This is a genomic window from Agathobacter ruminis (genome assembly GCF_002735305.1).
Classification (GTDB): domain Bacteria; phylum Bacillota; class Clostridia; order Lachnospirales; family Lachnospiraceae; genus Roseburia; species Roseburia ruminis.
In genome coordinates, this window is record NZ_PDYG01000127.1 from 13658 (window position 1) to 27438 (window position 13781).

At 45.5% G+C, this 13781-nt stretch carries 16 protein-coding genes; 2 read left to right on the top strand and 14 right to left on the bottom strand.

The genetic code is table 11. The features are described from left to right. Window positions 1-43 precede the first annotated feature (43 nt). From dapB to CSX02_RS11840, 9 genes are all read right to left on the bottom strand, one after another. Window positions 44-805, bottom strand: a complete 762-nt coding sequence (dapB, locus tag CSX02_RS11800) for a 4-hydroxy-tetrahydrodipicolinate reductase (RefSeq protein ID WP_031545063.1) — start codon at window positions 803-805, stop codon at window positions 44-46. A gap of 85 nt (window positions 806-890) precedes the next feature. Then, window positions 891-1775 (bottom strand): 4-hydroxy-tetrahydrodipicolinate synthase, encoded by an 885-nt coding sequence (gene dapA, locus CSX02_RS11805; RefSeq protein ID WP_031545062.1) that lies wholly within the window; start codon window positions 1773-1775, stop codon window positions 891-893. 17 nt (window positions 1776-1792) lie between these two features. Continuing rightward, window positions 1793-2281, bottom strand: a complete 489-nt coding sequence (locus CSX02_RS11810) for a cob(I)yrinic acid a,c-diamide adenosyltransferase (protein ID WP_031545059.1) — start codon at window positions 2279-2281, stop codon at window positions 1793-1795. A 17-nt stretch (window positions 2282-2298) separates the two neighbouring features. Next, window positions 2299-4140 (bottom strand): translational GTPase TypA, encoded by a 1842-nt coding sequence (typA, locus tag CSX02_RS11815; protein WP_031545057.1) that lies wholly within the window; start codon window positions 4138-4140, stop codon window positions 2299-2301. Window positions 4141-4210: 70 nt separating this feature from the next. Continuing rightward, window positions 4211-5428 carry an LL-diaminopimelate aminotransferase gene (locus CSX02_RS11820; RefSeq protein ID WP_099386816.1) on the bottom strand — a complete coding sequence of 406 codons (1218 nt, stop codon included), beginning with the start codon at window positions 5426-5428 and terminating at the stop codon, window positions 4211-4213. Window positions 5429-5454: 26 nt separating this feature from the next. Then, window positions 5455-5997 (bottom strand): ANTAR domain-containing response regulator, encoded by a 543-nt coding sequence (locus CSX02_RS11825; RefSeq protein WP_099386817.1) that lies wholly within the window; start codon window positions 5995-5997, stop codon window positions 5455-5457. 15 nt (window positions 5998-6012) lie between these two features. Continuing rightward, window positions 6013-7278, bottom strand: coding sequence for a glutamine synthetase family protein (locus tag CSX02_RS11830; RefSeq protein WP_099386818.1), 1266 nt, complete (start codon window positions 7276-7278; stop codon window positions 6013-6015). A 1-nt stretch (window position 7279) separates the two neighbouring features. Beyond that, window positions 7280-8080: a phosphoribosylformimino-5-aminoimidazole carboxamide ribotide isomerase gene (hisA, locus tag CSX02_RS11835; RefSeq protein ID WP_099386819.1), complete on the bottom strand. Its 801-nt coding sequence runs from the start codon at window positions 8078-8080 to the stop codon at window positions 7280-7282. A gap of 3 nt (window positions 8081-8083) precedes the next feature. Then, entirely contained in the window at window positions 8084-8743 is a 660-nt protein-coding gene (locus tag CSX02_RS11840; protein WP_099386820.1) for a hypothetical protein, read from the bottom strand. Between the two features lie 128 nt (window positions 8744-8871). Here CSX02_RS11840 and CSX02_RS11845 point away from each other — a divergent pair, with 128 nt between their 5' ends. Further along, window positions 8872-9672 carry a threonine/serine exporter family protein gene (locus CSX02_RS11845; RefSeq protein ID WP_099386821.1) on the top strand — a complete coding sequence of 267 codons (801 nt, stop codon included), beginning with the start codon at window positions 8872-8874 and terminating at the stop codon, window positions 9670-9672. After that, entirely contained in the window at window positions 9672-10148 is a 477-nt protein-coding gene (locus CSX02_RS11850; RefSeq protein ID WP_099386822.1) for a threonine/serine exporter family protein, read from the top strand. Before CSX02_RS11845 ends, CSX02_RS11850 begins: the two co-directional genes overlap by 1 nt. Window positions 10149-10181: 33 nt before the next feature. Here CSX02_RS11850 and CSX02_RS11855 read toward each other — a convergent pair whose 3' ends face one another. The 5 genes from CSX02_RS11855 to CSX02_RS13815 all read right to left on the bottom strand — a co-directional run. Beyond that, on the bottom strand, window positions 10182-10829 hold the full coding sequence (locus tag CSX02_RS11855) for a GTP pyrophosphokinase (protein WP_031545041.1): 648 nt from the start codon (window positions 10827-10829) through the stop codon (window positions 10182-10184). Between the two features lie 54 nt (window positions 10830-10883). Continuing rightward, a complete protein-coding gene (locus tag CSX02_RS11860; RefSeq protein ID WP_099386823.1) occupies window positions 10884-11156 on the bottom strand; it encodes a hypothetical protein in 273 nt (90 codons plus the stop codon). A gap of 2 nt (window positions 11157-11158) precedes the next feature. Continuing rightward, entirely contained in the window at window positions 11159-11917 is a 759-nt protein-coding gene (locus tag CSX02_RS11865; RefSeq protein WP_099386824.1) for a TrmH family RNA methyltransferase, read from the bottom strand. A gap of 61 nt (window positions 11918-11978) precedes the next feature. Beyond that, window positions 11979-12950: a 6-phosphofructokinase gene (gene pfkA / locus CSX02_RS11870; protein WP_031545036.1), complete on the bottom strand. Its 972-nt coding sequence runs from the start codon at window positions 12948-12950 to the stop codon at window positions 11979-11981. Window positions 12951-13541: 591 nt separating this feature from the next. Further along, on the bottom strand, window positions 13542-13781 hold a 240-nt coding region (locus CSX02_RS13815; RefSeq protein WP_207653787.1), incomplete at its 5' end, for a hypothetical protein.

Consider the following 13781-nt stretch of genomic DNA (forward strand, 5'->3'; position numbering starts at 1 on the left):
CTCACTTTTTGATATATTTCTTTTTCATATATTTTATGATGATTTATTTGGCATCAATCACGTCGGACATATCATAACGTCCCGGGCCTTTTCCTGCCAAAAACTTTGCCGCTTCCACTGCGCCTTTTCCAAAAATTGCACGGGAATATGCGGAATGTGAAAGAGTGATTACCTCATCCTGTCCGGCAAAAATCACATCATGATCTCCTACAATGGTTCCGCCACGCACTGCTGAGATTCCGATTTCATGCGGATCTCTCTTACGACGCACCTGTGAGCGATCATACACATCATGATATTCTTCACTTAACGAATCCTTAATGCTGTCAGCCAATGCCAAAGCGGTTCCGCTCGGCGCATCAAGTTTTTGATTATGATGCTTTTCGACGATTTCGATATCGAATCCGGCACCGGCCAGAACAGGGGCAACCATCTGCAGCACCTTCATCAGTGTATTGATACCGACTGACATATTTGCAGATTTTAAGACGGCACATTTCCCGGAGGTTTCTTCCACATGCGCAAGCTGTTCCTCTGACAATCCTGTCGAGCAAAGTACAACCGGCAGGCTCTTTTGCGCACAATAATCCAATAATGCATCCACTGCCTTGGCATTGGAAAAGTCGATGACCACATCTGCTTCCACATCGCATTTTGCGATATCATCAAATACCGGATACTCGTTTGTCAACCCGGTAAATACATCCACACCTGCCACAATGGTCACATCCGGATCATCTTTGCAGATTCCGGAAATACACTGTCCCATTCTTCCGTTGCAACCATTCATAATGATTCTTGTCATTTCAAATCCTCCTGTAAAATATGCTTCTTGTAAAAATCCCTATACCAAAAAGGGTATAGGGATTTGAATTGAAATCTTATGATTCTTACATAAGGCCACGGCTCTTCAATACTTCCGCAAGTTTCGCTTTTGCCGCCTCTCCCATCGGGCTCATCGGCATGCGAAGCGGTCCGACCTCAAGTCCCATCAGGTTCATTGCGGTCTTGACCGGAATCGGATTCACTTCTGAGAAAAGTGCATCCACAAGCGGAAGGCCTTCAAGCTGAATCTTTTGTGCCTTCTTCAGATCGCCGTCAAAGAATGCCTGACACATGTCATGCACATTCTTCGGCTCAATATTGCTCCATACGGAAATGACACCGATACCGCCAATCGACAACATCGGTACAACAAGTCCGTCCTCGCCTGAATATAAATCCAGTTTTCCGTCTGTCAGATACATGGTCTTCGAAGCCTGTGCCATGTTACCGGTTGCTTCTTTCAAACCAACAATATTATTCTTGGTCTTAACCAGTTCCGCTACCGTCTCCGGCAGGATGTTGGTGCCTGTACGACTCGGAACATTATATAAAATAATAGGCAGCTTGGTATTGTCGGCAATTTGAGAATAATGTGCCACAAGACCGGACTGTGTTGCCTTATTGTAATACGGTGTGACAATCAATAACCCGTCTGCACCGAACTCTTCTGCTTCTTTGGATAACTGAATGGCAGTTTTGGTACAATTTGAACCGGTTCCCGCAACAACAGGGACACGATGTTTGGTAAATTCAACTGCTGCACGAATGACATCGGCATGTTCTTCCATTGTCAATGTCGCACTTTCGCCGGTTGTTCCTGCAATTACAATACAATCGGTACCACCGTCGATCTGCATGTTGATCATTTCTTCCAGCTTTGTATAGTTTACATCTCCGTTGGCATCCATTGGTGTTACAATTGCTACGCCAGCGCCTCTAAAAATTGCCATTCCTTCATCCTCCTAGCTTACTTTTCTGAGGTAATATGGTAGACTTCGTCTGCCAGATTGCGAATTTCATCCGTCAGTGTCCGACCGGTAAAAATCAATGTTGTCTCCTCAGGTTTCGAATCAATTAAATTCTGAATCATTTCTACGGAAATCAATCCCTGATCTACCAGGCCAAGGATTTCATCAAATACCACAAATGTGCTCTCTCCGGTTGAAACAACCTTTTTCCCGTAATGGAAACCATTGACAAGATTGACGCTCTCCTCTCTCCGCTCATTTTCAGAAAGATCATCAAAACAATCTTCCATTTTGGCGAAACGGAAACGCATAATCTCCGGCTCAAGACGGTTGAGGAATTCCACTTCCTCTTCGCCTTCCTTCTTTTTCAAAAATTGAGTAATTATCGCGTTTTGTCCTTCACAGGCTGCACGGATTGCATCTCCGAGTGCGGCTGTGGATTTGCCACGGCCTTCCCCGTAATAAACGCGAACGACACCATGTTCCATAATTACCTCCAAATTTATCACATTCCCTGCTTCTTTGCAATATTAGAACGCTTACGAAGTGTCGGATCCAGAATTCTCTTTCGGATTCTGAGATTCTCCGGTGTCACTTCAAGAAGCTCGTCAGTGTCAATAAAGTCCAAAGCCTGCTCCAGGCTCAATACCTTTGGCGGCACCAGTGTCAATGCCTCATCTGCAGATGACGATCTGGTATTGGTCAAATGTTTCTTTTTGCATACATTTAACTCAATGTCCTCAGCTCTTGCTGACTGACCAATAACCATTCCGGAATAAACCTTCTCACCGGCTCCGATGAAAAGTGTTCCACGATCCTGTGCGGAGAACAATCCGTATGCCACAGATTCACCTGTCTCGAATGCAATCAGCGATCCGGTCGAACGATAAGCAATATCTCCGCGATAGGAATCATATCCGTCAAAAATGGTATTGATAATACCGTTTCCCTTGGTATCCGTCATGAATTCTCCTCGATATCCGATCAATCCACGGGATGGAATACGGAATTCAATTCTGGTATATCCGCCGGCAATGGAGCCCATATTCTGAAGTTCTCCCTTGCGCTGCTGTAATTTGCTGATTACCGCTCCGGTGAACTCATCCGGAACATCCACATAAGCCAGTTCCATCGGCTCAAGGAGCTTGCCGTTCTCATCTTTTTTGTATAATACTTCCGCCTTGGATACTGCAAATTCATATCCTTCACGGCGCATATTTTCGATTAAGACAGACAGATGAAGTTCTCCACGTCCGGATACTTTCATGGAATCCGGGCTGTCGGTATCTTCGACACGAAGGGAAACGTCGGTATTCAGTTCTTTCATCAAACGCTCACGAATGTGACGCGAGGTAACATATTTGCCTTCCTGGCCGGCAAACGGACTGTCATTTACAATGAAATTCATGGAAATGGTCGGCTCGGAAATCTTCTGGAACGGAATCGGATCCGGCGCATCTGTCGAGCAGATGGTATCTCCGATCTTTAAATCTGCGATTCCAGAGATGGCTACGATGGAACCGATCTGTGCTTCATCGACATCCACTCGTCCAAGTCCGTCAAATTCATACAATTTGCTGATGCGGACCTTTTGCTTGCGATCCGGATCATGATGGTTGACCACAATTGCTTCCTGGTTGACCTTAATGGAACCGTTGTCGACTTTTCCGATACCGATACGGCCGACATATTCATTGTAGTCAATGGTAGAAATCAGCACCTGAGTGCCGCGGTCCGGGTCACCTTCCGGTGCCGGAATATAATCCACGATGGTTTCAAACAACGGAATCATGTCCTTGCGCTCATCATCGAGACTGAGCATTGCATAACCGTCTCTCGCGGATGCATATACGAACGGACAATCCAGCTGTTCATCGGAAGCATCCAAATCCATAAAGAGCTCAAGTACTTCGTCGATTACCTCATCCGGTCTCGCTTCCGGACGGTCAATCTTGTTGATGCAGACAATAACAGGCAGATTTAAAGCCAGCGCCTTCATCAATACGAACTTGGTCTGAGGCATGGTACCTTCAAAAGCATCCACGACAAGGACAACTCCATTTACCATTTTCAAGACACGCTCAACTTCACCGCCGAAATCAGCATGTCCCGGAGTATCGATAATATTAATCTTGGTATCCTTGTACCATACGGATGTATTTTTGGACAAAATTGTGATACCGCGCTCTCGCTCAATATCATTGGAGTCCATGACGCGCTCCTGCACTTCCTGATTCTCACGGAATACGCCGGACTGTTTCAAAAGCTCATCGACCAATGTGGTTTTACCATGGTCTACATGGGCAATAATTGCAATATTTCTAATATCTTCTCTCTTTGTAATCATGTCTTTTACCTCGATCTATCTCAACATAAATGCACACGGTTACTCATTTTAGTACAAAAATTCCAGATGGTCAAGCATTTCGACGGATTCGCTCAAGCGCTTCCATCGTATTCTCGTAATTGCCAAATGCTGTCAGGCGGAAATAGCCCTCGCCGTGCGGTCCGAATCCGCTGCCCGGAGTACCGACCACATTTGCGCGCTCCAGTAAGAAATCAAAGAACTCCCATGATGTCATTTCATTCGGTGTCTTCAGCCAGATATACGGTGCATTGACACCGCCATATACCTCATATCCCGCGTCACGCAATCCCTCTTTGATTACGCGTGCATTGTTCATATAATAGCCAACCTGTTCCTTCAGCTGTGCTTTTCCGGCCTCAGAATAAACCGCTTCTCCCGCACGCTGTACAATATAAGGTGCACCGTTGAATTTGGTGCCGTGGCGTCTTGCCCACAGGCTGTGCAGAGATACATCCCCGCATTTGAGTTCCTTTGGAACAACTGCAAATCCAAGGCGCACTCCGGTGAATCCTGCATTCTTTGAAAAGCTTCTCAGCTCGATTGCACAAGTCTTTGCGCCTTTGCATTCATAGATGGAATGCGGTACATCCGCTTCCGAAATATATGCTTCATAAGCTGCATCATAAAGAATCACTGCGCCGATTTTGTTTGCATAATCTACCCAGTCCTGCAACTGCGCTTTGGTCAGCGTTGTTCCGGTCGGATTGTTTGGGCAGCAGATATAAATCAGATCCGGATTCTGCTTTGGAAATTCCGGAACAAAATTGTTTTCTGCCACGGTTGGCATGTAGATTACATCGGACCAGACCTGGGTCTTTGCATCATAGGTTCCGGTTCTGCCCGCCATGACATTGGAGTCCACATAGACAGGATAAACAGGATCGCAGACCGCAATTTTATTGTCGGTTGCAAAAATCTCCTGGATGTTTGCGGAATCACTTTTTGCACCGTCCGAAACAAAGATTTCATCTGCGCTGATATCGCAGCCTCTTGCGATATAATCGTTCTTTGCGATGGTCTCACGCAAAAATGCATATCCGAGATCCGGCGCATAGCCATGGAAGCTTTCCGCCTTTCCCATCTCGTCGACAGCCTTGTGCATCGCGTCAATAATCGCAGGTGCAATCGGCTGGGTAACATCCCCGATACCAAGTCGGATAATCCGCGCATCAGGATTGGCTTGCTGATATGCAGACACCTTCTTTGCAATCGTACTAAACAAATAGCTTCCCGGCAGTTTCAAGTAGTTCTCGTTAATTTTGTACATGTCTTTTCTCCTCTAAAAAACCAAAACTAGTTATTATTTAATGCCACAATCATTTGGGCTGTTTCAATCAATCCGGTTCCGTTGTCCATGGCACGCTTTTGGATATATCGATGTGCCTCATCCTCGGTCATGCAGTTTCGCGTCATCAGCAATTCTTTTGCCTGACGAATCAATGCCCTGTCTTCCTCACTGCGCAGCTTTGGCCGGTTGCGTTGTTTCCGACGCAGGCGATACAGCGACTCATCCATCATGCGAATCGTCTCGAGCAGTTCGTGAACCTGCAAAGGTGTTCGGATACAAAGGATATCTCCGGAAGGTTCCCACATCTCCTGTGTGGCAACCAGAAGCATTTGATTCCCATTTGTCAGACAGTCATTGATTTCTTCATAAATCATATCGCGGAAGCGTGGTGCACAAATCAGGATGGAGTGATCAAGTCCCCCCATCGCCTGCAATGCCGCCGAACCTGAATTTACAGCCGCGGTAACGGTATAACCACTTTGTGACAGCAGTTTTTTTAAGTTTTGCGCGACTTCCAGTTTAGGAAATGCAATAACAATGTGACTCAATTTGCTTCTCCCGTGCTAAATCTTAAACAGATATTCATCCAACTCCCATTGCGATACCTGCTTGCGATACGTATTCCATTCATCTGATTTTGCCTGGATATATTTCTTTGTAATATGTTCCCCAATCACATTTTGAATGAAACGATCGTTTTTCAGCGCTTCGATTGCCACGTCAATGCTGCTTGGCAGTGGTTCCACACCATACTGTTCTCTTCCTGACGCAGACAGGTCAAACAGATTTCCCTGAATCTCTGCCGGTGGAGCAATCCGGTTTTCGATACCGTCCATTCCCGCCGCAATACAAACAGCAAGTACCAGATACGGATTTGCCGACGGATCCGGTGTACGAAGCTCAATTCTTGTCATTTCTCCTCTTGCCGCAGGAATTCGAATCATCGGACTGCGATTCGTAGAGGACCAGGTAATATAGGTTGGCGCCTCATATCCCGGTACCAGTCGCTTATATGAATTGACAAGCGGATTGGTAATCAGACACATTCCCTTGGTATGGCGGATCAGACCGCCGCCATCCTTGGAAAGCGACATATTGATATGCATTCCGCTTCCCGCATATTCGCTCTTTGGTTTCGGCATGAAACTTGCAAACAGGCCATGGCGCTTCGCAATGGTGCGAACGGCGAGCTTAAATGTCGTAATATTATCCGCTGTCGTCAGCGCCTCTTCATATTTAAAGTCAATCTCATGCTGTGCCGGCGCCGTCTCATGGTGTGAAGCTTCCACTTCAAAATCCATATCCTGCAGATTTAAGACCATATCTCTTCTGGCATTCTCGCCCAGATCCACAGGACCGAGATCGAAATATCCCGCCTTCTCATGCGTCAGCGTCGTCGGCTGTCCGTTTTCATCCTGATGGAACAAAAAGAATTCCAGTTCCGGTCCGACATTGAAGGTATATCCTGCTTCTTTCACACGCGCAAGCTGCTGCTTTAAGATATAGCGCGGGTCTCCCTCAAACGGTGTATGATCTGCCTTGTAGACATCGCAGATCAAACGGGCTACGCGCCCCTGCTGCGGTCTCCATGGAAAGATGGTAAAAGTGTCCAAATCCGGATACAAAAACATATCCGATTCCTCAATGCGGGCAAATCCTTCTATGGAAGAACCGTCAAACATAATTTGATTGTCCAGCGCGCGGTCAATCTGGCTTGCGGTAATTGCCACATTCTTCAGAGTCCCGAAAATATCCGTAAACTGCAGGCGGATGAATTCCACATCCTCTTCTTCAATCAAGCGTTTAATATCGTCTTTTGTATATTTCATCTTATTCTCCTTGCTCACACAATTGGCGGATTTCATCGAATGAAAGAGAGCCTCCGAACAAATCCAGCGCGCTTCCTATGGTAAAATTCATTTTGTTATCGCCTGCGGTGCGGATGATTTCGATATCCGAAAGACTGTGTATCCCGCCGGCATAAGTGATCACTATCTTGTTCCAGTCGGCAAGCATTGCAACCAACGGCTGCTCGATTCCGTTGTTCTTGCCTTCCACATCGACGGCATGAATCAGAAATTCGCTGCAGTAGGTCGACAATTCTTCCAGCACCGGTACGCAGATGCGCTCCTTTGTCACTTTTTGCCATCTGTCCGTCACAATATAATATCCGGCCTCGCGCTCTTCATCCGCTTCGCAGAATTTGCAGGACAAATCCAGCACCAGATGCTGTTTTCCAACCGCATCATACAGTTTGCGTAAATGCTCATAATCGACTTTGCCATCTGAAAATACATAGCTGGTAACAATCACATGGCTCGCGCCTGCGTCCAGAAAACTCTGCGCATTGTCCGGATTGATGCCTCCACCGATCTGTAGTCCACCCGGATAGGCTGCCAGCGCACGAAGCGCAGCTTCTTTCGTCAACCTGTACTCCTCTGTTCCTTCTTTATTCAGCAAGATTACATGACCGCCGGACAATCCGTATTTTGCATACAGTGCTGCATAATCGGCCGCGTCCAGTGTAGAAACAAAATTGTCCGTCTGCTTTCCGCTTGCATCGCGAAGTGTGCTTCCGACAATCTGTTTTACTTTTCCGTCATGAATGTCAATGCATGGACGAAATTGCATGATTTATTCCTCCAGTAAATCCTTGATTAATGTCTGATATACCTGCACCTGATCGGTCAATGGTGCAAATCCGATTCCGATGTAAACAGTTTGATTTTGATACCATTGTCCGATTTTCATCAACTTGGAATCCGGATTGACGCGCACAGCCACCGGCGCCTTTTCTCCGGTCTCTTCATCCGTGTAATAAACCAGCTGATCCGGATGCGCTTCCTCAAAGCCTTCCGGCAGATAAGGACGAATGTCGGAAAAAGCTCCAAATGACATCATCTGCTCACGCATATCCTCATCAAACAAAATGACGTCCACCGTCTTTGCAGCCAATACGGTCTGTATCTTCATATTGCTGTAATAAGTTGTCTGCTGATCGTATGCCGGTCCTGCAAAGATTCCGCTCTCAATGCTGATTTTGTCTTTTCTCGTCGAAAAACCGCAATCGGTCAAAACCTGATCAAAATAATCATCCAGCTGTGTTTCCTCGGTCTGTGATGTGCCATTGATAACCATAATGGAAGCAACATCCTGTTTCAAAGTAACAATATGCACAATCCAATAGATGACAAAAGCAACAACCGCGATAATAATCGCAGTGATAATTCCATAATATTGCAAGAAATACTCAATTTTCTTTTTCGGGGGTAACCCCTTCATTTTTTCAAACATGCGTAAACCTCCAAACTAATACTCAATTATACACCAAATGGGTGTTCCGAAAAAGAAAAAGGTTGACAACTTTATTTTATTAAGCATAAATTTATATAGTAAACTACGTAAGTAAGGAATTTTCATTTATGAATACAAATAAAGGAACCCCGATCACAACCAAAGATGTTTTGACATTTTCCGTAGAACTTGGACTTTCTATGTTAAAAAGCGGTGCGGAAATCTTTCGTATCGAGGAATCCATTATCCGGATTCTTCAGGCTTATGACATCCAAAGATTTGATGTCTATGTTCTGTCCAACGGCATCTTTGCGAGTGCAAACGAAGACCTCGACGATGCCTGTTCTCTCGTGCGTCATATGCCGGAGAATTCTGTCAACCTTGGTCGTATTGCACAGTTAAACCAGCTGTGCCGCGAAATCTGTGATCACCGGATTGACCTGCAAACAGGATGGACCCGCCTCAAGGAGATTCGTGTGCAAAGAGGGTATCCACGCTGGGCTCTGATACTGGCCTGTGGGCTCGGAAGCGGATGTTTCTGCTATCTTTTCGGCGGAAGTGCATTCGACGGACTGGTTGCCTGTCTGATCGGTGCCGTGGAGGAATTCCTGTTGCTGATTATGAGCGATGCGCGTCTTTCCCGCTCCATTGCCCAGATTTTTTCGAGTATGTTTGTCACCGCAGTCAGTTATCTGCCGGTCTCCATATGGTCGCTGCCCCTGCACCGGGACAAAATGATCATCGGTGCCATCATGGTACTCGTACCGGGAATCATGTTTACAACCGCAATCCGTGATGTCTATAACGGAGATTATCTCAGTGGAGCCATCCATCTGCTCGATGCGCTTCTGACAGCCCTTTGCATTGCCGCCGGTGTCGTGATTGCAATTTTCTTTATGCAAAAATTCGGATTGGAGGTGAGCCTGTAATGCCTGATTTATTGCTTACCATCATCATACAATTTGTGGTTGCCGGGCTTGCAACTTTTGGATTTGCCATTATTTTTAACGCGCCACGCTCGGAATCGATGCTTTGCGGTATCACCGGTGCCATCGGCTGGCTGGTTTATTATCTGCTGATTCACTATGCTGATTTTAATCTGGTCGCTTCCGCACTGATTGCGACAGGCATCCTGACCATCTTTGCGCGCATTCTGGCCGTTCGTCGTCAGAATCCCGTTACACTGTATCTGATGACCGGAATCTTCCCGCTCGTACCCGGTGCGGGAATCTATTACACCGCCTATTATCTGATTACCGATGACAGAAGCGCATTTGCTTCGAAAGGTACAGAAACCCTCGAAATTGCAATTGCCATCGTATTCGGAATTATTTTTGGAACCGCGATTCCTCAGGTTCTGTTTCACAAACTGGTACGCACCAAAAAAGGAGCTTCGCACAGCTAGTGCAAAAGCTCCTTTGCTTTTTGATTTTATATTCTATTCTTCTGTTTCCTGCTTGGCTTCCATAATTGCCTGATTCAGCTGTAACATCTTTTCATCCAGATCCGAAACAATGGCCGCACAGGTACGCAGGTCACGGCTGATATAATCCGGCGCATCTCCTTCGAATTTGTAATAAATCTTATGCTCCAATGTTGCCCAGAAATCCATCGCAATCGTACGAATCTGGATTTCAACCTTGGTATTGATAACACGATCCGACAGGAAAATCGGAACCGTAACCAGCATATGATAACTCTTGTATCCGCTATCCTTCGGATGCTTGATATAATCCTTGACGGAGACAACCGTCAGATCGTTTTGCGCACCAATCATCTCGGCGAGACGATAAATATCGGAGTTAAAAGAGCATACCACGCGAATTCCGGCAATATCATTGCAGTGATCAATCATATTTTCAATCGTGCTCTCATAGCCGCCGCGTTTTAATTTTTTTACAATACTCTCAGGACTTTTGATACGACGCTTGATATATTCAATCGGATTATATTTGTGGATATGTACAAATTCATCATTTAAAATTTCAAGCTTCGTGCCCACTTCTTTCAAAGCGGAATTGTAAAGAAACATCACGGTTTCCCAATCGTCAATTCCGTCCTGCATGATATATTTCGAATCATCCATAGCTGATTTACTCTCCTTTTTTTCTATTATAGCACATATAATAGTTAATTAGTACTACCTTATGTCATCTTCCTGCAAGATTGACATCTCTAAATAATCAAAGTCCACTTCCTCCACAAAATTATGTTTTGTGAAGCGTGTCTTTGCATGCGCCAGAAAATCCTGTTCATTCTTTTTGAGCCAGTAAGGCTGTGCCAGATTCCACTTATGGCATACTGCCTCTAACGCATTTAGAATTTTATGCGTTCTGGTATCTTCGGATTGATCTTCGATTACATCCTGCCGCAGTAATTTTGCCCCCTCATACATTCGAAACCAGACTTTCATATTCACCTCTGTCTATGACATTCATACATCAGCAGTGCAGCCGAAACTGCTGCATTCAATGATTCCAGCTGTCCTTCCATCGGAATGCGGATATAGGTATCTGCCAGGCCTGCAATTTCATCTGACAATCCATTGCCTTCATTGCCGATCAAAAAAGCTGTCGCGCCGGTGTAATCACAGTCACAATAATCTTTTTTGCCTTTCAGGTGCGCCGCGTAGACACTTACGCCCGCTGACTGTAAGGTTGCAATCGTTTCTGCCAAATTATCACTGACAAGATATGGCAGACGGTAAATGCTTCCCATGGTAGATCGAATGGTCTTTGGATTAAACAAATCCACCGTATTCGGCGACAAGATCACCGCAGTGGCACCTGCGCCTTCTGCAGTGCGCATCATCGTGCCGAGATTTCCGGGGTCCTGAATATCTTCCAAGACCAGAAACAAAGGAGCCGCATCCGTATGCAGATAATCCCAAAGCTCATAATGTGGCTTCTCAACCACCGCAAGGATTCCCTGTGGGCTCTGTGTATCTGATACACTTTTGTAAAGTGCATCAGATAGAATCTCACAATCATATCGGTCCGGATTTTTTGTGGCAAAGCTCTCAGAGCAATACAGCTCCCGCAACAAATGGCGCGGTGTTTCCTCCACCATGCGAATGCCTTCCACGACAAACAGATTCTGTTTTTTACGTTCTTTTGCCTTAGTCTGCAATGCAATCAAATTTTTAACATGTTTGTTGTCTTTGCTGGTAATCATTCATTGCCCTCATAAAACGAAAACAGGCCTGCAGAATTCTGCAGGCCGTAAGTGTTTAAAATTATACCAAAGTCTTTGAGATTTCAACCATGTATTCGTCAACACCCTTCTTCATGCTCAATGCCTCGTCGATGTCATAATCAACGAATTTGCCATGAGAATGTGCAATCACACGGTTGGACTTGCCTTCACAAAGAAGATCCACGGCCATGGCACCCATTGTTGTTGCATATACACGGTCTTTACAGGTTGGGCTTCCGCCTCTTTGCATATGTCCTAAAATAGTAGCACGTGTCTCAATGCCGGTTGCCTCTTCCACTCTCTTTGCCATGCTCTGAGAATGTCCAACACCTTCTGCATTGATGATGATGAAGTGCTGCTTACCCATCTTACGTGCATTTGCAACACGATCGATGATTCTTTGCTCGTCATAATCATATTTTTCCGGAAGTAAGATTTCTTCCGCACCGTTTGCAAGACCACACCATAATGCAATATGTCCTGCTCCACGACCCATTACCTCGATAATTGAGCAACGCTCATGAGAAGTAGAGGTATCACGAATCTTGTCAATGGCTTCCATTGCGGTATTTACTGCAGTATCAAAACCGATGGTATAATCGGTACAAGCAATATCCAAATCAATCGTTCCAGGAAGACCAATGGTATTGATGCCAAGTGCAGCAAGCTTCTGTGCACCCTGGAAAGATCCGTCACCACCAATGACAACAATTGCATCGATGCCGTGCTTCTTGCAGATTTCAGCACCCTTCTTCTGTCCTGCTTCTGTAATAAATTCCATACAACGAGCGGTCTGTAAAATTGTACCGCCTCGTGAAATTGTATCAGAAACGCTGGTAGCGTCCATGTCGATAATTTCTTCATTCAAAAGGCCTGCATAACCACGCTTGATGCCCTTTACTTTCTTTCCTTTGGAAAGTGCCTGACGAACAACGGCTCGAATTGCTGCGTTCATTCCAGGAGCGTCTCCACCACTTGTTAATACGGCAATCGTATTGATTTCCTTAGCCATCTTATTTTATCTCCTTAAAAATACACATAATATTTCGACCAAACCTATTCTATTATACATGATAATCAGCGATTTTCAAGTATCGTTGTTAAAGATATAACAAAATAAACTCTTTTATCTCAGTCGGATAAGCCCCCTTCCTCTAATCAAAGCGAAGGTAGGAGTTATAACAAACTGGTCTCAGTCGGGGTTACAATCTCCGACTGAGATAAACGCTCCGCGACGCTGGAATGCATACGAACTCTAGGTTTTTGGCTCGTTCGTATGCTTTTACCGCCCTGGAATGCATACGAACTCTAGGTTTTTTTGCTCGTTCGTATGCTTTTGCCGCGCTGGGATGCATACGAACCCTAGGTTTTTCGGCTCGTTCGTTGCTTTTGCTGGGCTGGGAATGCATACGAACCCTAGGTTTTTCGGCTCATTCGTATGCTTTTGCCGCGCTGGCATGCATACGAACCCTAGTTGCCTCTTGACAAAGGTCATTACATATCAGGTTTTCAATATGCAAAAGGCGAGCATCGCACATGTGTCTTTTGGTGAATGAACTATTTTGGAAAAAGGTTTATGAAGTGGCGGACACTTCATTACCATTCACAGCATGTATTGACTGACATCCTCAGTCCATAAACCCGGTAAGCCCTTCACGATTTTGCGAATATTTTTTGGCTCATTCGTATGCTTTTGCCGCGCTGGCATGCATACGAACCCTAGGTTTTTGGCTCGTTCGTATGCTTTTGCCACGCTGGCATGCATACGAACTCTAGGTTTTTGGGCTCGTTCGTATGCTTTTGCTGGGCTGGGATGCATACGAACCCTAGGTTTTTCGGCTCG